The 20,953-nt window shown below is 67.1% G+C and carries 18 protein-coding genes, 1 tRNA gene and 2 pseudogenes; 4 read left to right on the top strand and 17 right to left on the bottom strand.

Features of this window, described 5'->3' with window-relative positions; translation table 11 throughout:
- Positions 1-11: 11 nt before the first annotated feature.
- The 7 genes and pseudogenes from Rhe02_RS00705 to Rhe02_RS00675 form a co-directional block, all read right to left on the bottom strand.
- Entirely contained in the window at positions 12-1,427 is a 1,416-nt protein-coding gene (locus tag Rhe02_RS00705; RefSeq protein WP_203906015.1) for a class-II fumarase/aspartase family protein, read from the bottom strand.
- 12 nt (positions 1,428-1,439) lie between these two features.
- On the bottom strand, positions 1,440-2,603 hold the full coding sequence (locus tag Rhe02_RS00700; protein WP_203906014.1) for a Glu/Leu/Phe/Val dehydrogenase dimerization domain-containing protein: 1,164 nt from the start codon (positions 2,601-2,603) through the stop codon (positions 1,440-1,442).
- Positions 2,604-2,616: 13 nt separating this feature from the next.
- A pseudogene (locus tag Rhe02_RS00695) lies at positions 2,617-3,967 on the bottom strand (pyridoxal-phosphate dependent enzyme).
- Complete coding sequence (locus tag Rhe02_RS00690) at positions 3,954-5,612, bottom strand: thiamine pyrophosphate-dependent enzyme (protein ID WP_239123141.1); 1,659 nt, start codon at positions 5,610-5,612, stop codon at positions 3,954-3,956. Before Rhe02_RS00690 ends, Rhe02_RS00695 begins: the two are co-directional and overlap by 14 nt.
- 178 nt (positions 5,613-5,790) lie before the next feature.
- Positions 5,791-6,978, bottom strand: a pseudogene (locus Rhe02_RS00685) (ABC transporter substrate-binding protein); the annotation flags it as partial.
- Positions 6,979-7,035: 57 nt separating this feature from the next.
- A complete protein-coding gene (locus Rhe02_RS00680; RefSeq protein WP_239123134.1) occupies positions 7,036-8,187 on the bottom strand; it encodes a sulfotransferase family protein in 1,152 nt (383 codons plus the stop codon).
- Positions 8,188-8,330: 143 nt separating this feature from the next.
- Positions 8,331-8,418: transfer RNA gene (locus tag Rhe02_RS00675), tRNA-OTHER, on the bottom strand.
- Positions 8,419-8,562: 144 nt separating this feature from the next.
- Between Rhe02_RS00675 and Rhe02_RS00670 the strand changes: the two genes are divergently transcribed.
- Entirely contained in the window at positions 8,563-9,561 is a 999-nt protein-coding gene (locus Rhe02_RS00670) for a bifunctional lysylphosphatidylglycerol flippase/synthetase MprF (RefSeq protein WP_203906012.1), read from the top strand.
- An 18-nt stretch (positions 9,562-9,579) separates the two neighbouring features.
- Positions 9,580-9,738, top strand: a complete 159-nt coding sequence (locus tag Rhe02_RS00665; protein WP_203906011.1) for a hypothetical protein — start codon at positions 9,580-9,582, stop codon at positions 9,736-9,738.
- Between the two features lie 62 nt (positions 9,739-9,800).
- Here Rhe02_RS00665 and Rhe02_RS00660 read toward each other — a convergent pair whose 3' ends face one another.
- The 6 genes from Rhe02_RS00660 to Rhe02_RS00635 form a co-directional block, all read right to left on the bottom strand.
- A complete protein-coding gene (locus Rhe02_RS00660) occupies positions 9,801-10,709 on the bottom strand; it encodes an ABC transporter substrate-binding protein (protein WP_203906010.1) in 909 nt (302 codons plus the stop codon).
- Entirely contained in the window at positions 10,706-11,488 is a 783-nt protein-coding gene (locus tag Rhe02_RS00655; protein ID WP_203906009.1) for an ABC transporter ATP-binding protein, read from the bottom strand. The genes Rhe02_RS00660 and Rhe02_RS00655 overlap by 4 nt, the downstream gene beginning before the upstream one ends.
- Positions 11,478-12,446, bottom strand: a complete 969-nt coding sequence (locus Rhe02_RS00650) for a FecCD family ABC transporter permease (RefSeq protein ID WP_203906008.1) — start codon at positions 12,444-12,446, stop codon at positions 11,478-11,480. The genes Rhe02_RS00655 and Rhe02_RS00650 overlap by 11 nt, the downstream gene beginning before the upstream one ends.
- The gene (locus Rhe02_RS00645; protein WP_239123133.1) at positions 12,443-13,417 is read right to left on the bottom strand and encodes a FecCD family ABC transporter permease; all 975 of its coding nucleotides are present in this window, start codon (positions 13,415-13,417) and stop codon (positions 12,443-12,445) included. The genes Rhe02_RS00650 and Rhe02_RS00645 overlap by 4 nt, the downstream gene beginning before the upstream one ends.
- A gap of 95 nt (positions 13,418-13,512) precedes the next feature.
- Positions 13,513-13,737 (bottom strand): hypothetical protein, encoded by a 225-nt coding sequence (locus tag Rhe02_RS00640; RefSeq protein WP_203906007.1) that lies wholly within the window; start codon positions 13,735-13,737, stop codon positions 13,513-13,515.
- Positions 13,738-13,888: 151 nt separating this feature from the next.
- Positions 13,889-15,100: an HNH endonuclease signature motif containing protein gene (locus tag Rhe02_RS00635; RefSeq protein ID WP_239123132.1), complete on the bottom strand. Its 1,212-nt coding sequence runs from the start codon at positions 15,098-15,100 to the stop codon at positions 13,889-13,891.
- A gap of 113 nt (positions 15,101-15,213) precedes the next feature.
- Here Rhe02_RS00635 and Rhe02_RS00630 point away from each other — a divergent pair, with 113 nt between their 5' ends.
- On the top strand, positions 15,214-15,555 hold the full coding sequence (locus Rhe02_RS00630; protein WP_239123130.1) for a PadR family transcriptional regulator: 342 nt from the start codon (positions 15,214-15,216) through the stop codon (positions 15,553-15,555).
- Positions 15,552-16,187 carry a hypothetical protein gene (locus Rhe02_RS00625; RefSeq protein WP_203906005.1) on the top strand — a complete coding sequence of 212 codons (636 nt, stop codon included), beginning with the start codon at positions 15,552-15,554 and terminating at the stop codon, positions 16,185-16,187. The genes Rhe02_RS00630 and Rhe02_RS00625 overlap by 4 nt, the downstream gene beginning before the upstream one ends.
- A 10-nt stretch (positions 16,188-16,197) precedes the next feature.
- Here the strand turns inward: Rhe02_RS00625 and Rhe02_RS00620 are convergent, their stop codons facing one another.
- The 4 genes from Rhe02_RS00620 to Rhe02_RS00605 all read right to left on the bottom strand — a co-directional run bounded on the left by Rhe02_RS00620 (position 16,198) and on the right by Rhe02_RS00605 (position 20,950).
- Complete coding sequence (locus Rhe02_RS00620; RefSeq protein WP_203906004.1) at positions 16,198-17,676, bottom strand: methylated-DNA--[protein]-cysteine S-methyltransferase; 1,479 nt, start codon at positions 17,674-17,676, stop codon at positions 16,198-16,200.
- An 85-nt stretch (positions 17,677-17,761) separates the two neighbouring features.
- Entirely contained in the window at positions 17,762-18,109 is a 348-nt protein-coding gene (locus Rhe02_RS00615) for a VOC family protein (protein WP_203906003.1), read from the bottom strand.
- A 65-nt stretch (positions 18,110-18,174) separates the two neighbouring features.
- Positions 18,175-19,437 (bottom strand): serine--tRNA ligase, encoded by a 1,263-nt coding sequence (gene serS / locus Rhe02_RS00610; RefSeq protein ID WP_239123128.1) that lies wholly within the window; start codon positions 19,435-19,437, stop codon positions 18,175-18,177.
- Positions 19,400-20,950, bottom strand: coding sequence for an APC family permease (locus Rhe02_RS00605; RefSeq protein ID WP_203906002.1), 1,551 nt, complete (start codon positions 20,948-20,950; stop codon positions 19,400-19,402). Before Rhe02_RS00605 ends, serS begins: the two co-directional genes overlap by 38 nt.
- Positions 20,951-20,953 lie beyond the last annotated feature (3 nt).

The following is a 20,953-nucleotide window of genomic DNA, read 5'->3' as shown; positions in this document are numbered from 1 at the left end:
AAGCCTGCGCATCAGTCGACCTCCGGCCGGTCCTCGTCGAGGCGCTTGCGCGCCTCGGCCACCGTGCGCGTCGTAAGCTCGGCCGACGAGCCGAGATAGGTGAGCGGGTTGAAGACCGTAGCCAGCTCCTCGTCGTCGAGCTGGTCCTTGACCTCCTCGTTGTGGTCGATGATTTCGTGGATGTCCACGCCCTCCTCGATGGACTGCTGGGTCATGTCGTAGACGATCTCGTGCGCCCGCTGCTTGCCCACGCCCTCGCCCAGGGTCAGCATCAGCCGCTCGGACATCACCTGATTGGTGACCGCGGCCACGTTCTCGGCGAGCCGCTCCGGGTGCACGATCAGGGTGGCCACACTCTCCTTCACCATCGCGCAGGCGGAAAGGCAGTAGTGGGCGACGTCGGGCACACAGGCCCATTCGATTCGCAGCGCACGGGAATCCCTTTCGTGGTCGCCTATCATGCCGGTCAACGCCAGCCCCACCTGAGCCGCGGCCAGCCGGGCCATGACCACCACCTGCTCGCAGCGTTCCGGGTTTCGCTTGTGCGGCATGGTGCTGCTGCCCACCTTGCCGGCCTTCCACGCCTCCTCCAGCTCACCGAACTCGGGCCGGGACAGGATGCGGATCTCATCGGCGATCCGGCCCAGGCTCCCAGTGATCATGGCTAGCAGCGAGACGAACTCCACCACCCGGTCGCGGGCCACATGCCAGCCCATCGTGGGCGCCTTCAAGCCGAGACGGGAAGCGAACCGCTCCAGAAGCTCCGGCCCGCGCACGCCGAAACCGGCCATGGTTCCGGCGCCGCCGAACAGCTGCGCCACCAGGATCCGCTCACGGGCCTGTTCAATCCGGTCGAAGTGGCGGTTGAGCTCATCGACCCAGCTGGCCAGCTTCAGCCCGAAACCCATGGGCAGCGCGGGCTGCGCGTGCGTGCGCCCCAGCGCCATCGTCTCGGCATGCTCCTCGGCCAGGTTCGCCAGATGCTTGACGATCTCGCGCAGGGCCGGTTCGACCTCCCGCAGGACATCTCGCATTTCCAGGGCCTGGCCGGTGTCCTGGATGTCCTGGGTGGTGGCTCCATAGTGGATGAACTGGCCGGCCGCCTTGCCGCAGGCGCGCTCGAAGACTCGCAACAGGCCCACCAGCGAGTGACCGCTGATGGTGATCTCCTCCTCCACCCGGCCCAGGTTGATCAGCTCCAGCTGGGCCGAAGCGCTGATCTCGTCGGCCATCGATTGTGGTATCAAACCCAGCTCGGCCTCGGCCTGCGCCAGCGCCGACTCGACATCCAGCCATCGCTGATGCCGGCAGTTGTCGCAGAATATCCGCCGGCTCGCGGGCGTGGCGTATCTGTCCCCATAGAACCGGGAATCGCTGATGTGGCCCCGGCTATGGGTGCATTCGCTGACGCAGACTATGCCAGTCATTTGGGTGTCTCCTCAATGGACAGTTGATGCCAGGTAACGGCTTTGGCCGTAGGGTGGGGCGTGTGGATCGGGTTGGGCATCGGCCGCCAATTGCTTGGCCGCTGTCCTTGGTGCGACGCCGCTTTCGCGGGCGCCGGTGATCAGGTCGCCGACGAGTTCGCGCATGAGCCTGGCCAGGTTGTCGAGAACCTGTTCGGCGGTGGGCGGCTCGGGCGGGCCGAAAAGCGCCTCCATCGAGGCGGATCCGCCGATGCCGCCGATGAAGTCGGGCACCACCAGCACTCCCCGGTGGTGCAGGGCGTCCTCGGCGGCCTCGCTCAGGCCACAGTTCGCACCCACCACCACACTGCCGAACGCGGCGGAAGCGGTGTCCTTGTCGCCCATGGCATCCGCGCAGCCGGCCAGGATCAGCACATCGGCCGGGCGCTGGAAAAGCTCCCCCGACTCCAACCGTTCGCCCGGGGTGAGCAGCTGCGGCACTGGCGCGCCGAGCGTGGTGCGCAGCATGGCCGCGACATCGAGCCCGTCCTGTTGCGCCACACAGCCGTGCTCGTCGGCCAGCGCGGTCAGCATCACCCCCTCCTCGGCCAGGGAACAGGCCGCCGCCAGGCCCAGGTTGCCGAAGCCCTGCATGGCACACGTGATAGCGCCGGTGACGCCCGCCGCGCGAGCGGCGGCGATCGCGGCGTGGGCCAGCGCGTGCCCGGCCCGGCGCTGGGTGAGCGTCAGCGGGCCGACGCGGTCGTCGAGACGTCCGATGCGGGCGAAGAACTCGGTGTCGCTGAGGCCCTGGGCGTGCTTTATCGCGTACTTGATGGAGGGAAGCCCAGCGCGGGCCGCAAGCTGGTTCAGCTCAGGCCATTTGGTGCCCATGTCGGGCCCCATGCTGAACCTGGTGCGCATCTGGTCGGCGATGAACGCCATGAACCGGCCCAGCGCGGCCCGCGCGCCGCCGCGGCGCGGGTCGTAGTCGATGCCACATTTGGCACCGTCCACATTGATGCCGAGCACCCGCTGCTTGAGCGTCATCCTGCCCGCCAGCACAGCCAGCTCGTCAGCGGTCAGGCCGGCCTGCATCCGGCAACCGCCCGCGGCGAGCGGGCTTTGCATGCCGTCGTAGGCGAGCCAGCCGCGGAAACCCTCGGCCGGATCCTCGTACTCGATAAGCGTCGTCATGCCATCACTCCGTTCACGCCGAAACAATTCCGGCTATTTCCCGCCAGCCGATGACCCCGCACGGCAGCCCGTGATCCAGGACCAGGGCCGCGCCGCCGGGACGAATGGTGTCGATGATGTCGCGCACGTACTGGCCGCGCCCGACGATGGGAAGCGGCGGCCCCATATGGTCGGCGACGGCGTCGTCCTCGCCGATGCGGCCGTGGATCGCCCGCCGGGCAAGGCTTTCCTCGGTCAGAGTGCCCACGATCTCGGCCAGTCGCACCGGCGCCTGCGCGGCGGAGACCGGCAGGTGGGTCAGCCCGCTGGCGTGCATGGCCTTGGCGGCCACGCGCAGGCTCTGCCCCGGCTCGACCACGATCAGGCCGTGCTCAAGCAGATCGCCGACCCGTGCCCCGTTGCCCTGCGGGTCTTCGAAGCCGTGCCGAAAAACCCAGTCGTCATTGAAGATTTTCGACAGGTACCCGCGCCCGGAGTCGGGCACCTTCGATCACCATCACGTCATCGGGCCCGCAGGCTCGCGCGTGGCGAAGGGCGGCCGCGACCGCCATCCCGCCCGAGCCGCCGGTGAGGATGCCCTCCTCGCGGGCCAGGCGGCGGGTGGTGGCGATGGAGTCCTCGTCGGTGACCGCGAGGATCTCGTCGGGGACGCTCGGGTCGAATGACTGCGGATAGCTGGGCTGGCCCACGCCCTCCACGAAGTAGGGCCGGCCGCAGCCGCCGGTGTAGATCGAGCCGTCCGGGTCGGCCCCGATGACGCTCACCTTCCCGCCCGAGACCTCCTTGAGGTACCGGCCGGTGCCTGAGATGGTGCCGCCGGTGCCCACGCCCGCGACCAGACAGGTGACCCGTCCCTCGGTCTGCGCCCAGATTTCCGGCCCGGTCCCGTAGTAGTGCGATTCCGGGTTGCCCGGGTTGGAATATTGGTCGGGCCGGTAGCCGCCCGGCGTCTGCTCGGCAAGCCGCTGCGCCACACTGCGATACGACTCGGGATGCTCCGGTGGCACCGCGGCCGGGCAGATGACCACCTGCGCCCCGTAGGCCCGCAGCACCGCGATCTTGTCTGCGGAAACCTTGTCCGGACAGGTGAAAATGCAGCGGTAGCCCTTGCGCTGGGCGACCAGGGCCAGGCCGACGCCGGTGTTGCCGGAGGTCGGCTCGATGATGGTGCCGCCCTCGCGCAGCAGTCCGGCCGTCTCGGCGGCCTCGATCATGCGCAGCGCGATGCGGTCCTTGGCCGAGCCGCCCGGGTTGGCCGACTCCAGCTTGGCCAGGATGGTCGGGGCCAGCCCGGCGCCGAGGCGGCCCAGCCTCACCAGTGGGGTCTGCCCGATCAGGTCTATGACCGACTCACGAAACTGCACGGTTCGCCCCCAGCACGGTGTAGGCGGTGATGTGCTTCAGGCTGGTGGTGACGTCCAGAACGGCCGGGCCCTGCGACTCCAGCGCCTTGGTCAGCGCCGGCCTGACCTGATCCGGGGAGTCGACGTGCAGTCCAAGCGCGCCAAAGGATTCGGCCATCCGGGCGAAGTCCGGGTTGGTCAGGTCGGTGGCCACCACCCGGTCCGGGTAGGTCTTCTCCTGATGCAGCCGGATCGTGCCGTAGCTGCCGTTGTTGGCCACCACGTAGACCACCGGCAGCTGCCGGGCACAGGCCGTGATCAGCTCACCGCTGTTCATGAGGAATCCGCCGTCGCCGACGAAGGCGACCACCGGCCGGCCCTCCGAGCGCAGGGCGGCGCTGACCGCCGCGCCGACCCCGAAACCCATGGCGCTGGAACCGATGCCGAGCAGGTGCCCGTGCGGGCCCAGGCGCAGATATCGGTAGACCCAGCTGGTGAAGGTACCCGAGTCCACGACCACCCGCACGTCTCCACCGGTGAGCTCATCGAGGGCCGCGACCACCTCGCCGAAGACTATCCCGTCGTCGGCCGAGAACGGATGCCAGACCGCCTTGTCCACCTCGATCTGGTGCAGCTGAGCCAGCCAGGCCTGCCGTTCCTCCACATCGGACGAACTCCAGGCAACCGTCTGGCGCAGGAACTCGATGGGCTCGCAGGCTATCCCCACCTTGGTGTCGTGGTAGGTGCCGATGCGGGCCGGATCGGGATAGACGTGCACCAGGTTCTGCTCGGCGGTGGGGAAGCGGTGCCCCCGCGTGGAAACCCCATCCAGCCGGGTGCCGATGGCCAGCACCAGATCGGCCTGGCTCAGCGCCTCGAGCTGATGCTTGGGCGTCGCGTTGTGCAGATGCCCGGCGTAATTCGGGTGCCGGTTGGGCAGCAGGTGCTGATTCTTGTTGCTGGTCACCACGGGCAGCCCGTGCCTCTCGGCGACCTGCTGCAACAGGGCCCGGCCCAGGTCGCTGCAGAGCCGGGATCCGGCGAGGATCATGGGGTGGGAAGCCCGCTCCAGCAACGTGTGCACGCTTTCCAGGTCGCGTTCGGCCACGTTCACCGCCGCCATGGTGGGACGCTGCGCCGCCACAGCGGGTGCGCTGCCCTCCAGCACATTTTCGGGAAGCTCCAGCACCACCGGGCCGGGGGTGCCGGCCTCGGCCAGCCGGAAAGCCCGCCCCACGAACTCGGCCAGGGCCTGCGCGCTGTGCACTGTCCAGACCGCCTTGGCCAGCCCGCCGAACAGGCTCGCGCAATCCAGGCCCTGGAAGGGTTCGCGGTTCATCTTCTGGGTACCAACCCCGCCCACCAAAAGCACAAGAGGTGTGGCATCTTCGGCCGCCGCGTGCACCCCGATCGCCGCGTTGGTGGCCCCCGGGCCCCGGCTGACCAAACAGACACCAGCGCGGCAGGTCAGCTTCGCGTCGGCCAGCGCCATGAAGGCGGCCGAACCCTCGTGCCGGCAGGTCACCACATCCATCTCCGGCAGGTCATGGAGGGCATCGAGGATCGGCAGGTAACTCTCCCCGGCCACGCAGAAGACGCGGTCGACATCGTGCTGGCGCAGGCTTTCCACCACCGCCCAGGCGGCCGTGCGCTGTTCACCGGTCACCGCGCTCACCACCCTTGTGCGGCCGCGTCTGCTTGGCGCCCTTGACCGGCTTGGCGGCCTTGACCGGGGCGTGCCGGGTGCCAGCCGCCGCGTTGACTGCGCGCCGTTTCGCCGCGGTGTTGGAAGCCGCGCTGACCGTGCCCCGCTTGACGGCTTTCTGCGTGCCGTCCTTCTGCGTGCCGTTGGTCGCCGGTGGCAGATAGGTGGCCGTCGCCAGCTGCGGCGGGTGGATGATGGCCGAATCGTCGAAGAGCTGATCCATCTTCTGGTACTGCAGCAACGCCAGCTCGGGGGCGACGTGATGCCAGTGGGCCGGGCCGCGCTCGTAACGGATCGGGCCCTGCCATGTCTGGAACTCCATGGCCTCCAACGCGTCGAGCAGGTCCTCCCGGCTGTCCGAGCGCGCGGCCCGCAGCGCGGCGGCGATGATGGTGACGTCGGTGAAGTGGGTCAATGCCGTGTCCGGCGGGAACTGGCCGTATCGCTGGGTGTATCGGTCGATGAACCACCTGCCCACGTCGGTGAGGCCGTCCCAGGAGTCGCGATAGCGCATGGCCGGCCACATGGTGCCCACCCCAGCGTCGCCGGACAGCCGCCAGAAGTCGGCCGACCGCAGCGGGAAACCGAAGGTCACCATCATCGGGGTGGCCGGAATCAGGCCGATCTCGGCCGCCTGCTCGATGATCATGTAGTTGGTCTTGATGACGGCGCCGTTGATGAACAGGTCGGGCTGGTACTCCTTGATCGCTCTGAGCTGTTCGCGGAAGTCGGTGGTGTCGTCCTGGGCGAAGTCGAAGCGCAGGAACTCCATGCCGTGGCGCTGCTGGCCGTACTCGACCAGCGTGTCCGCGGTCATCTGGCCGAACACCGTATCCGCGGCGATCAGGCCGATGCGTTTCATCGAGTTGCGCGCTGCGAAGTCGAGCATGATCGGGACCCGGTCGGCGATGGTGAAATAGGCCCGGAAAACGTTGCGGCGCTTCTGCGCGGTGATCCAGCTGTGCCCGTTCTCGATGAAAATCGGGACACCGTACCGGGTGGCGACGTCGACCACCCACGGCGTGGTGCGCAGATGCCACTGGCCCATCGCGGCCACCACGTTGTCCACCAGAGCCAGTTTGGTCATTTGGGCGGCCGACGACCGAGCCATGCCCTCTTCCTGCGCCGTCGCTTGGTCGTTGTAGAGGACGAACTCGACCTGCCGGCCGCCCCGCATTCCCCCGGTTTCCCTTACATATTCGGCACCCAGGCAGGCGCCGCGTACCACCAGCTCGCCCGCGGTGGCATCGCCCGGCTCGCACAGCGGCGTGATGATGCCGATCCGGATAGGGTCCTCACCGGCGCGTTCATTGACCTCGGCGACCATGGCCCGAGCACGTTCAAAGTGGCTTGATGCTGTGGTGGTCACTGTTCCTCCTGCTGTCTACAGGTCGAATTCGCTGTGATAGCGGGCGAACCGTTCGTCAAGCAGCTGGGCGCTGAGCCCGAAGTCCTGCGCGCGGTAACGATGGTTGCCCGGCTTGCCGGTGGCGCCGGAGAGGAAAGCCGTCATCCGAGCCGTCGCCTGCTCGGTCATGGGCACGCCGGCGTAGTCGCAGACCTGCCCGGCCACCCGCAGCGGGTCGGCGGTCAGATCGGTGAAGCGGATGTCCAGCGGCGGCGTGCGCAATGGCCCGACGCCGCGGCGCATGCTGTCGAGCACCGGCGCGGCTTCCTCAAGCCAGTAAGCGCCGATCTCCGCCGGATCCACGGCGGCCGACCGTGCCGCGCGCACCACCGCGGTCAGGCTGGCGACGCTCGGCAGGCTCACCGACGCGCGGCGATGCAGCCGAACGACTTTGGCCCCCGGATAGACCTGCGCGAGGGCGTCGAGGTGCCACAGGTGTGATGGGCACTTGAGCAGAACGGGATCGCCCGGCTCGCGTGCCAGCAGACAGGAAAGCTGTTCACGGTGGAAGCGATAGGCCTCGGCCATCGGCTGAGCCCGCAACCATCGGACATAGCTCGGCACCCGGTAGCGCAACCCAAAGATGAAGTGCCGGAACGAGTTCGCGGTCAGCCGGTGACATTCCTCGGGTTGCCGCGCATCGAGCGGATGAATCGACCTGAAGTCCGGAGCCGCCCGATAGTATTCCTCCACATAGGACTCCCCGTCGGCGACGAGATGGCTCGGTTTACGCGGGCTCGCCGGAGCCATCAGCTCCCAGAGCGCAGGCGCGCGCAGACCCGGATGCTGGGCGAGCAGCTGCTGCAGAAACGTGGTCCCGGAACGCAACAGCCCGGTAATGACGATGGGCTGGATCGGGGTCTGCGCCAGCTCCGGTTGCGAGCGCAGCATCCTTCGCACTTCCAGCTGGGTCACCAGCGACTTCACCAGCGCTGCCCGGGCGGAGCGCCGCCCGGCGTCGGTGAGCCTGGCCTCGGTATCGAGGGAGGAGGTGAGGTGGGCAAATCCGTCCATGAAACGCAAAGGCTCGTCCGGCTCGACGCCCGCAATCTGGCGCGCAGCAGCGCCAATAGAGGCCGCGTCGAATGCGCGGGTATCACCTTTGGTGCGATCAATAATGATGCTCACCTGCATGCCTCTCCGTGGCGGCTTCAAAAGGAAGTCTCGCAGCGATTCCTGACCTGCACCTGACGCAAGCCTGATGAGTGATTCGAGCTCCGAAAACGAAGAAGCACCAGGTGATCACCTGGTGCTTCGCCGACTATATTGAGCGGAGAGGGCAGGATTCGAACCTGCGCGGGTGACAAGCACCCGACCGACAAAAGCCGATCCCCAATAGGCCGCTATGGAGACCTCTCCTGGTTTGTTGCTAAGGCCAGTCTGCCGCATCGCTCTGACGATCGGCTGACGCGCGCCTGATGCTATTTTACGGCCCCATTTTCCTTGCGATTGAAGCAAGGACGTGCATAACGTGGGGTGAGCTAATAGTGGACGGAGATCCCCATGACCGATGTTCTGACGGGGTCCGATGTGGCGCTGGAGGCGATCCAAAGCTACCCGGACGCCGACAACCCAAGCTCGTTCCTCGCCGTCAACGAAGGAAACAGCTACTTCACGCTGCCGGACGTCCCAGGAGTGATCGTCTATCGCGAGACCGGCCGCTACATCGTCCAATTCGGTGGGCCATTCGCCCCTGAGGGTGCGCGGGCGCAGCTGCTGAAAGCCTTCATCGAATGGGCGGCCGAACAGAAGCGCGAAATCGTTGCCGTGCAACTACAAGCGGCAGACGCGCCCGAGTACCTGGCGGAAGGCTTTGTGGTGAATCAGATGGGCGCGTCCTTCGCATTGCGCCTGGAGACGTTCACCCTCGCCGGGACTCGGTTCATGCAGCTGCGCAACAAGATAAAGCGCGCCTTCGGCAGCGGTCTTCAGGTGAATGAGGTTCCGCTGGAGCCGTGGATCGACCGGATTCGCGAGCTCGACGGCGCCTGGCTGGGCACCAAAGGCGGGGCCAAGCCGCTGGAGTTCCTGGTCGGCCAGACCGGCGGGCCGTACCAGCACATGCGGCGTCTGTTCGTCGCCGAGAACGACGGCAAGCTCATCGGCTACATCTCGTACTCGCCGGTTTACGGCACCCGTCCGGGATGGATGCACGATCTGAGCCGCCGCCAACCCGACTGCCCGCCGGGCGTCATGGAGGCCATCAACAGAACGGCCATCGAGAAGTTCCAGGAGGAGAAGGTCGAGTGGCTGCACTTTGGCTTCACCCCCTTCACCGGCCTGGATTCGCAGCCGAAGTTCCCCAACTACAGCCGGGCCTTCCACTGGTTCATGTCGCACCTGTGGGAAAACGGCGAGATGGTGTACCCGGCGCAAACCCAGTTCGCCTATAAGGACAAGTGGGCGCAGGACCTCGTGCTCGGCGAGTACATCGCTTTCCAGCACGGCCGGGCCAGCATTCCCGCGCTCATCCACATCTTCAGGGCCTGCAACGCCATCTAGGAGTGGAGGATTGGTCAGATGCCCACCGATCAGGCGATCGCGGAAGCGGGTCAGAAGGTGTTCGAGATGTTCGGCGCGTGCGGGGAGGCACCGGACGACGTCAAGGTCGGCAAGCAGGCCGACAAGGCGCTGGAACGCCTGGAGAAACTGCTCAACGAACGCGACACCTCGCAATAGTCATCACCGAAGATAACGTGCCGCCCCGTCCCCTCGGTGTCCTGGACGGGGCGGCGGCGTATCTACGCCAGGTACTTCTCCAGATCGTCGAGGATCTTGTGGGCGGCGGTCACGCCGATGCCGGTCATCCAGGTTTCGTCGGCGACCACCTTGGTCCTGCCCGCTTTCACCGCGCCCAGCCCGGCCCACAGCGGCCCACCGGTCACGCGGGCCTGCTCAGCGGCGGCCTTTTCGCCATAGGCGGCGACGAAGATGAAGTCACCGTCAACGTCGGAGATCCGTTCCGGGCTGACCTTCTCGAAACGCCTGTCCTGCTTGCCCTCCAACAGCTGGAACTGGGGCCGGGCGAGGCCGGCGTCGCCCAGCACGATGCCGGAGAACGACTCGGGGCCGTAGACGCGGATGTGGTCAGGCATGAAGCGCACGAGAGAAACCTTGAGCGCCTTGTTCACCTTCAGGGCGGCGGTGCGCTTCTGATAGCCGTCAAGGGCGGCCTCGGCCTCGGCCTTCTTGCCGAGAGCTTCGCCGTCGAGCAGGAAGTTTTCCTTCCACGGTTTGCCGACGTTCTCGGTGAACACGGTGGGGGCGATCTTCGTCAGCTCGTCGTAGAACTTCTCCTGCCGGAACTTGGAGCCCAGAATCAGATCTGGCTTCAGCGCGGCGATGGCCTCCAGGTTGGGCTCGGCGAGCGTGCCCACCTCCTTGATGCCCGCGGTGGCGTCGGCGCCGAAATAGGTGGGCCAGCCGGTCAGCTCGCCCGCCCGAGCCGCGCCCACGGGCTTGATGCCCAGCGTCAGCGCCGTGTCCACCTTGTCCGTGTCGAGCACCACCACCCGCTTGGGGGCCACCGGAACTTCGGTCGTGCCCATGGCGTGCTTGACAGACACGGAGGTGACGATGGGCATGGACGGCTCGTTGGCACAACCGGCCAGGGCCAGCACGGCTGCGGCGGCGAGCAGAATTCGTTTCACGACAATTCCTTTCCAGAGGGGACAACCAAGGGTGCGCCCGTGACAGGACAGGGCACAATGACGCAGTCGAGGGCGAAGACGTCACGGACAAGCTCGGTGGTGACGATCTGCGCTGGCGGGCCGGCGGCCACGATCGCCCCGTCGCGCATGGCAATCACGTGGTCGGCGTAGCGGGCGGCCTGGTTGAGGTCGTGCAGCACGGCCACCACGGTGCGCCCGCCGCGTTGCAGCCGGCGCAGCAGCGTGAGCACCTCGACCTGATGCGACAGATCGAGGAAGGTGGTGGGCTCGTCGAGCAGCAGCGCCTCGGTCTCCTGCGCCAGCGCCATCGCGATCCACACCCGCTGCCGCTGCCCGCCGGAAAGCGAATCCACCGGCCGATCGGCCAGCGCCACGATGTCGGCGGCCAGCATCGCGGCCTCGATGGCAGCGCGGTCACCGGGTGCCGTCTGCTGCCACCAGCGCTGGTATGGCTGCCTTCCCCGCGACACCAATTCCAAAACCGTTATTCCTTCGGGTACCAGGGGCGACTGCGGCAACACGCCGAGTCGCTGAGCCACGAGCCGGGGCGGCAGCTCGTGAATCGACCGCCCGTCAAGCAAGACCGCACCGCCGCGCGGCTTGAGCAGCCGGGCCAGCGTGCGCAACAGGGTCGACTTGCCGCACGCGTTGGGTCCGATGATGATGGTGAGCTCGCCGGGCGGGATCCGCACCGACAGTCCATCCAGGACAGTGCGTTCATCGTACCCGGCGAAAAGTGACTGAGCCTCAAGCAGCATGACGCCTCCCGCGCAGAAGGAGATAGATGAGATAAGGCGCGCCCAGCGCGGCGGTGAGCACACCGGCCGGCAGCTGGGTGGGCGCGAGCAGCCGCCGCCCGGCCAGATCGGCCAGTACCACCAGGGTCGCGCCGACAAGGGCGGAAGCCAGCAAGCCAGGGCGCTCGGTGCGCAGGATCCTGCGCGCGACCTGCGGCGCGACCAGAGCCACAAAATCGATCGCGCCGACCTGAGCGGTCGCGGCGGCCGCCAAGACCACGCCGACCGCGGCCAGGCCATAGCGGCGTGCCACCGGCCGAACCCCAAGACCACGCGCCACATCGTCGTCCAGAGCGCTCGTGCGCAACGCCCAGCCCGCCCACAACAGCGGGCCGAGCGCCAAGACCAGCGTCAGCGCGATCGCGGACGCCTCGGTGAACCCCCGCCCATTGAGCGAGCCGATGAGCCAGATCTGCGCCCGTTGCGCGTCAATGGTTTCCGCCGACGTGAGCACCACCTCGATGCCGGCCCGCAGCGCGAAGGCGACCGCCACCCCCGCCAGCACGAACCGCCTGGCGGAAAATCCCGACCGCGACCCGAACGTGAAAACCAGCAGCGCCGCAAGCAATCCGCCCGCCAATGCGGCCGGGGCGACTGCGATCACCCCGGTCGTCAGCGCGATCGTGGCGGCCAGCCCCGCACCCTGGGTGATACCAATGATGTCGGGACTGGCGAGCGGATTGCGCGTCACCGACTGGATGAGCGCCCCGCCGATGCCGAACGCGGCTCCCGTCACCACGGCCAGAACCGTTCGGGGCCAACGCAATTCGCGAACTATGAGGTCGTAATCGGTACCCGCGAAAAGAAGAGATTTAACAACCTCGATCGGCGGCACGCTCACTTCACCGACACTCACACTGGCCACCACCGCGACAGCAAGCGCCACCGCCACCAGCCCCAGCCGCGAGTACCCTTTCATTTGCGCAGCACCACCCACAGCAGCACGGGCGCTCCGGCCAGCGCCGTGATGACTCCGGCCGGCACTTCGCCGGGCGGAAACAGCACGCGCCCAAGCACGTCCGCGCCAAGCACGAGGATCGCGCCCAGCAATGCCGACACCGGCAGAGTCCATCGATGATTCGTTCCCACGAGCGCGCGCGCCGCGTGCGGCACGGCCAGCCCCACGAAGGCGATCGGCCCGGCCACCGCCACCGCCGCACCCGTAAGCAGGATCGCCGCCGCTGCCGCGATCGCCCGCCAGCGCGCCACCGAATGTCCCAGCCCACGCGCCATATCGTCGCCGAGCGCCAGGGCATCCAACCCACGAGCGGCCATCGCCGCGAAGACGAGGCCGAGGGCGAGGAACGGCAAAACCTGAAGGGCCATTTGTGGGGTACGCCCAGCGAGCGAGCCCACCACCCAGAACCGGAACTGGTCGAACGTGGCGGCGTCGATGCTCAGCACCCCGTAGATGAGCGCACCGAGGCCGGCGTCGATGGCCGCTCCGGTCAGCGCAAGGTTGACCGGGGCCGACCCCTCGCGCGTTCGCGCGGCGATACTGAACACGGCGACGCCGGCTAACGCCGCTCCGCCCAACCCGAACCAGATCCACCCCGCCAGCGTGCTCAGGCCGAACACCGCGATCGCCACGACGACCCCGAACGATGCGCCCGCCGCAATGCCCAGAATGCGCGGTTCGGCAATGGGGTTGCGGGTCAGCGTCTGCATGATCACGCCCGCAACCGCGAGCGCGACGCCAACCTGCAACCCCACCAAGGTCCGCGGCAACCGCAGCTCTCTGACGATCACCGTGTGCTCGCCGTCCGACGGTCGCAGCAGTGCGCTGACCACGTCGTTCAGCGGGATGTCCCGGCTGCCGACGGCCAGGCTCGCGGCAACGGCAGCCCCCAACAGCAGGACGCCGAGGATTACTACGGCGCTCCTCTTCACGGAGCCACAGCTTAGGTTAGGCGAACCTTACCGTCGACCCGATGTGACCGTCGTCTCACCAACTTTCCCGGACCGCTGTCCACAATGGACAACCGCTATCCGGACACCGCCTGACGCCCGCCGCGCGCAACAAAATTCGCCCAGCCGCGCTTGATGTCGCCCGAGTCGCGAGCCGTGCCCACGCGCAGAACGTCCCAACGCAGAGCAGGCTCCTCATGATTCTTGAGGGTGATCTGATCTCCAACCCGGACCCGCGGTTCCACCCAGCAGGTGAGGAACCTGTCACCGGATCGGAGATCCACCTGGACCAGTCGTGTCATAGCGATCAAGCTAGCACCACCGCGCCCCACCGCCAGACTATTTATTCGCGGCCACCCCAGCTCCCACCGGCGGCGCTGGTGAGGTGTGGACTCACCGGGGGTAGGTCCGGAAAGGACGATCGTGGTGGTGAGGGTGGCGAGGGGTGGCCCGTTAGGGCCGTCTATGGCGGTGGTGGCGAAGTGGTCTGCGCAGTGGGTCCATATAGGATGGTGGGAGGAATTCGGGTAGTCCGTCGGGTCCGATGCGGACTTCCCATTCGCTGTGGTGGATGAGCCGGTGGTGGTGTCCGCAGAGCAGGACGGCGTTGTCGAGCCTGGTCGCGCCGCCGAGGAGCCAGGAGAGTATGTGGTGGCCGTCGCACCAGCGTGGCGGCCTGTCGCAGCCGGGGAAGGCGCAGCCGCCGTCGCGCAGGATGAGGGCGCGGCGGATGGGGCCGGTGAACAGGCGTCGTTGGCGGCCGAGGTCGAGGACTTGGCCGGTGGTGTTGAGCACGGCGGGGATGATGTTGGCTTGGCAGGCGATGCGGCGCACGGTGTCGGGGGTGAGGGGCTGGCCGGTGTCGAGCATGCCGTGGCCGATGCGGGCCAGGAGGTCGTCGTGGCGCATGGTGAGCACGAGCTGGGGCCGGTCGCCGCCGTTTTCGGGTAGCTCGCCGGCGGCCAGGGTGAGGCGGCATGCTTCGGTGAGGGCGTCGGCGCGGCGTTGGGTGGCGGTGCGGTCGTCGTGTTTGCCGGCTGGGGCGCATAGCGGGTCGATGGCGGCGTTGATGATGGCGGCGGCTTCGTGGCCGAGCCAGCCTGATAGCCGGACCCGGCCGGTGCCGTCGGGGCTCATCGTGAACGCCCGGTCTCGGGCGGCACGGCGCTCGGCGGCTTCCAGGTCGCGGCGCTGTTTTTCCTCGGCCAGTTCTGGGGCCACATGCTCGAGGACATGGTCGGCGGCCACCTTCAACGACACCGGCTCCAGCACCACACAATCGGGATGCAGCAACACCTGCTCGGCCTTGGCCTGAACCGCCGGGCCGTGCTCGCCCAGATCGTTCACCGCATCGGCGATCACGCGGGCCTGCTGCACGTTGACCACACCATCGGCCAGCGCCGCTCCCGTTGCCTCACAAGGCCCATCTAGGACAGCGGCCAGCGACAGCATCTGCCGCGCCGAATGGATCGTGACCCGAAGCCTGTCACGCAGCCACACCGCCGCAGAGGTAGCGCCCTCACGACCCGCCAGCCCGCGCCCGTCAATCTCACGAACCAGCCCAAGACGACGCGCCACGATAGCCTGCTCGGCGGCCCACACCTGGAGAAGCTCGCCGGACAACTCGTTGTCCGACATGCTCCACAAGGCCCCCGCCCCAGTCACGAAGCAAGGCTAGCACGCATGTACTAAAAGGACAAGAGAAGTGAAACCGTTGTGCCGCAACAGTATCGACCGTACGCTTGCGCCTATATATTCCTGAGCGTAATATGGCTCGCGTGACTAGTAGGCGGGCGCTCACTGAACACGAATACCTGATCCTTGCGTCGATGCTGACCGAGCCGCTCCACGGCTACGGCATCATCCAGCAGGTTCGGGCGCTCAGTGACGGTGTGATCAGCCTGAGTCCGGGCACGCTCTACAAGGCGCTCGATCGCATGCTCGACGACGGCTGGATCCAGATCTCCAGCGAAGAAATCGTCAGCGGCCGACTGCGCCGCAACTACCGGCTGACCGCTACCGGAAAGGCCGTGTTTGCCGCTGAGGCACAGCGTCGTAGCACGATGGAGAAGGCGGTGCGCCGGATAGCGCGCCGCCCGGCATTGGGAGAGTCGCTTTGACCACAGCTCACATCCCTTACTGGCGCGCCCTGCGCTTCTACTCCAAGCCGTGGCGCGAAAGGCACGGCGCAGACATGGTCGCCATGATGCTCGATGCGAGCGACAACGGCGAAGATCCGTTGAGCGGCCATGGACGGCGCTCGCTGATGTGGTCGGGTTTGCGCCAGCGGTTCGCCTCAGGGCCCTACGTTTGGTTCTGGATCGCCGTCACGTCGATCAGTTTGGGGCTGCACCAGTGGGCCAGCCATCGCAATATCCAAATTAGACAACAGGCCGAACGATTTGGCGACCGCGATGTGGATATGGCCGCCTATGCCATGGTACTGGGATCGGCGATCCTTTTCGTCTTATGCCTCACCATCTTGACGGTGAGCCTGTTGCACCGGCCGGCATTCCCAAGGCCGGTCGACGGGTTCGTCGCGCGCAGCTGGCCAGGCTGGACGCTCTTCGCCTTGGGAACGCTGTCCTGGCTGGGTGTCCCGATGATCCTGGGCAGCCTCGTCGTCGGCGTGCGGCGATACCGCGCCGGCGGCGGGATGGAGTTCCGGCTGCTTGCCATCTTTAGCGCCTTCGTGCTCGGCTTCCAGGTGACCGTGCTGCTTCCCGTCGTGAACATGCTCTTCTTCATCTAACGTCAGGCGGTCACGTGGTCAGGCCCGGCGGCTCGGCAGCCTTCCATAGGTACCAGCTGGCGGCAGTGCGGTAGGGCGCCCACTTCTCGCCCGCTTTTTCCAGCTCTGCTTTGCTGGGCAGGTCTTTCGTGCCGAACACTATGGTGTATCCGCGCCGCAGGCCATAGTCGTCGAGCGGGAGGACATCGGGGCGGCCGAGACGGAAAATGAGGAACATCTCGGCCGTCCAACGGCCGATGCCACGTACCTTGACAAGGGTCTCGATGATCTCGTCGTCGGGTAGCTGCCGGATCTTGGCAAGCGTGGGAAGCTCACCGCTCTCAGCCTTGTCGGCAAGATCAAGCAGGGCACGGGTTTTCGCGTTGGACAGGCCGGCACCGCGAAGGTCGGCCTCAGACGTGGCAAGCACATCCTTCGGCTTGGGCCGCTTGCCGCCGGAGGTGGCCTCGCAGACCCGGCCGAAAATGGTGCTGGCAGCCTTCGCGGTCAGCTGCTGGTAGACGATAGCCTCGGCGAGCATGCCGAACACGCTGTCGGCCGGATTGATAATCATGTCGAACGGCCCAGCGCCGTCGATGAACCGGCCCAGCTTCGGATCAACCTTGCGCAAATGAGCCAGCGCCGTCTTCGGACTAAAACCGTAGCCACCCGCCTCGGCTGCACCATCAGTCTTGGCCGCACGGCCGACTTTGGCAGTGCCGCCGGCTTTGGCCGCGCCGCCGGCTTTGGCAGTGCCGCCGGCTTTGGCCGCGCCACCCGCTTTGCCGACGCTAGCTTTGGCTGCACGGCCTGCTTTGTTGCCTCCGCCAGCGGTGGCTGAGCCGCTAGCTGAGGCAGCAACACCCTTTGCTGCGCTATCGGCTTTGGCCGTGCTGACTTTGGCCGTGCTGGCTCTGCCCGTGGTGACTTTGGCCGCGCTGGTCGCGCTGGCCGCGCTGGCCGCGCTGGTCTTCTTGGGCGCGGCGGAGGGTTGGGGGTCGGGGTTTTCCAGGGCTAGGAGGTTGGCTTTGGTGGTGACGCCGCCGTTGGCGGAGAAGCCGCCCAGCTTGCCGTTCGCGGCTACCACGCGGTGGCAGGGGACGACGATGGCGAAGGGGTTGCGGCCCAGGGCCTGGCCGACGGCGCGGGCTGAGCCGGGGGAGCCGATGCGGTTGGCGATAGCGCCGTAGGACAGGGTGTCGCCGGGTGGGATTTCGCGGGCCGCTTCGTAGACGCGGCGGTGGAATGGGGGGACGTCTTTCATGTCGAGCGGGATCGAGTGTAGGTCTATGGGTTTGCCGTGCAGCAGGTCGGTTATGGCGGCGATGGCTTGGCGCAGTTTTGCGGGCGGCTCGGCTTCTTCGGCGTCGGGGAGCAGTTTGGCCATGCGGGCGCGGGTTGCGCGCTTGTCGGCCTCGGGTAGCTGGACGGCCAGCAGGCCGTCGGGGCTCCATGCGATGCCGCAGCTGCCGATCGGGGTGTCGAAGAGCGCGTATTTGGGCTCAGTCACGATGTGCCTCCGCGGGCCAGTGTATCGACGCGACCGCTGGGCCAGGCGGGTTTGCACCGCGCTCGGCCCAGCGTGTTCCCAGTGGTTACGAAGCGCAGACGCAGAACTGGTTGCCGTCGGTGTCGGCCAGGACCACCCAGCCGGAGTCGCCGTCGGCGAAGCTCTTCACCTCGGTGGCGCCGAGCTTCTTTATGCGTGCCACCTCGCCATGGAGATCGTCCGTGAACAGATCAAGGTGAAGGCGGTTCTTGCCCTTGCGCGCCTCGGGCACCACCAGCAGCGAGATCCCTACACTCTTCTTGTCCGGGTCCTCTAGATAGGTCGTGGTTTCGTCTGACGAGGCAACCTGGTAACCGGTCACCTTCTTCCAGAAGGCCACTGCGCCCTTCATGTCGTTGGTGTCGATTCCTACGTTACCGATCTGAGCGGCCACCTGAACCTCCTTGGTCGTGGTCCATCAACAGGGGTAGTTCCCCTTGAGCGGTGCCGGAAACATCTTTAAACGTGACCATTCGAGGGAATTTTGGAGAACCCGGTGTAGGGGACCAGCGCAGGCGGAATGGTTATCGATCCGTCGGCATGTTGACCCTGTTCGAGCAGGGCCACCATGGTCCGGCCGATGGGCAGGCCGGAGCCGTTCAGGGTGTTGACAAAGATCTTGCCGCCCTGGCGTTCGCGGGCTCGGATGGCGGCGCGCCGCGCCTGGAAGTCGCCGCAGTCGGAGCACGAGGAGACCTCCCTGTACTCGCCCTGGGCGGGCAGCCAGACCTCGATGTCGAAAGTTCGGCGTGCCGAAAATCCCAGATCGCCTGCGCGCAGGTCGACCACGCGGTAGTGCAATCCGAGACGCCGCAGCCCCTCCTCGGCGTGACCGAGGAGGATCTGCAGCTCCCGCTCGGCCTGGTCCGGATGACACAGGCGCACCAACTCCACCTTTTCGAATTGGTGCATCCGGATCAGGCCACGGGTGTCCCGACCGTATGAGCCCGCCTCGGCGCGATAGCAGGGCGTGCACGCGGTCAGGGCCAGAGGAAGCGTCGCCGCGTCGACGATTTCCTCCCGGTAGAGGTTCACCAGTGGAACTTCCGCGGTGGGAACGAGCAGCAGATCGCGATCGCCTACCTTGGTACCAAACAAATCATCGGCAAACTTGGGTAGCTGTCCGGTTCCGGTCATGGCGTCGGCGGTCACGAGATGGGGCAGGCCGTGCTCGAGGTAGCCGTGTTCGCCGGTGTGCAGATCGAGCAGGAAGCCTGCCAATGCCCGTTCCAGCCGGGCGCCCGCGCCGCGGGTGACCGCGAAGCGCGCTCCGGAAAGCTTCGCGGCCCTGGCCGGGTCAAGGATCCCGAGCCGGGTTCCGAGCTCGACGTGGTCCAGTGGTGGGAAGTCGAATTCTGGCGCGGTTCCCCAGCTGCGGACTGTCACCATGGGGTCGGCCGGCCCGCCGTCGGGAGCATCGTCGCTGGGCAGGTTGGGAATGGTGAGCAGCATTCGGCGAAGCTCGCCGTCGCAGCCGCCCGAGTCCTCTTCCAGCTGGCGAAGACGCGCTTTGGCCTCGGCCTTTGCCTCGCGTGCCAGGCTCTTCAGCTCGCCACGCAACGCGTCGCGCTCGGCAATGAGTTTCGAACGCTGGGTGACCAGGGCCTGCAGTTCCTCCACGGGCAGCTCGAACCCGCGCCGGGCCAGCCGTTCCTTGGCCGGCCCGGCGAGCAGAGCCTTGGCGTCATGCATGGCTGCGCCGCCCTGGTTGCGCACCCTCACGGGAGCGGTCGTATGACGAGGCATGGTTGGCGTAGCGCTGGTTGCCGTTGATGAGTGCGGGTTCTGGCCAGAGTGGGCAAAGCGGCGTTTCCCGCTCTTGTTGGCGCGCAGGCGTTTCGGCTAGCCCGTGGTAGCGCTGCGGATCGTTGGCGCGCATCCACCACGCGTAGGCCACCCCGGCCACGGCCGCTATTACCAGCAGCCACGGCAGAAGGTTGACGATGGGGGAGGTGGTGCCGGTGACGATGGCGAAGTTCTGCACCAGTAGCACACCGGCGGTGCCGAGCCCGATCAGGCCGAGCACGGGCGCCAATCCTGTGCGCCACCAGTGCCGGTCGGGGCGGTTGCGGAAGAACCCGAGCACTGACACGGCTGCGGCGCACTGCAAGGCGACCACCCCAAGCGTGCCCAGGCCCAGCATGCTTGTGGCCAGGTTGGTGTACGGATGCAGGCCGGCTAGGGCGAAGATGGCCACGATGAGCGCGGTGATGGCGACCTGAGCCATGCTCGCCCGGTGCGGGACGCCGCGGCTGTGGTGCACCCCACTGAGCCACTGCGGCAGCACCCGCTCCCGGCCGAGCACGTACATGTACCTGTTGGCGCCGTTGTGTAGCGCGAGCGTCGAGCCGAAAAGGCTGGTGCACAACAGGATTTGCATCATCACCGTGGCGGCCTGACCAAGGAAGTCGCCGCTGAGCGTGAAGAACAGCTCACCTTGCTGTGAAGTGGCGGTCTCGGTCACGCCTGCCACACCGATCGCGCCGACGGCGACCCAGCTGATGAGCGCATAGAAGACGGTGATCACCGAGATCGAGGCGTAGGTGGCCCGCGGCACGCTTCGCGTGGGGTTACGGCTTTCCTCGCCGTAGAGCGCGGCGGATTCGAAACCCACGTAGGAGATGAGGGCGAACATCAGGGCGACACCGAGGCCCGGGGCGAGGAACGTTTTCGGGTCGAAGGTGGTCAGCGGGAACGCCGCCGCGCCGCGCTGGGCGACGATGGCGATTGCGAGAACGGTCAGGATGCCGATCTCGGCCAGCATCACCACCGACAGCACGCGGGCGCTGAGGTCGATCTGCCGATAGCCGAAGAAGGCCAGCAAGGCCAGGCCGATTCCGGCGAACAGGTACCAGGGCAGGTTCACACCGTAGTCGCTCGCGATGAGCTGGACGAAGTAGCCGAAGGCGCCGACCAGCCCGACGGTAAGGGCGTTGTAGGCGATGACGGCGACCAGTCCGCCCGCCACGGCCGGCGGCTTGCCGAGCCCGCGGGCGAGGTAGGTGTAGAACCCGCCGGTGTTGACGATTTTGCGGCTCATCGCGGCGTAGCCGACCGAGAAGCACAGCAACGCCAGCCCGGCCAGGACGAAGGTCGCCGGGACCCCGGCGCCGTTGCCGATCGCGAACGCCAGCGGGACGGTGCCGACCATGGCGGCCAGCGGCGCGGCCGCCGCCACCACCAGGAACACGATGCGCGGTGTGGTCAGCGAGCCGCGCAGCGGCTGAGAGCTCATGTC

Origin of the sequence: Rhizocola hellebori (genome assembly GCF_016862955.1) — a bacterium.
Lineage (GTDB): Bacteria > Actinomycetota > Actinomycetes > Mycobacteriales > Micromonosporaceae > Rhizocola > Rhizocola hellebori.
This window is presented reverse-complemented; position numbering and strand designations above follow the sequence as displayed.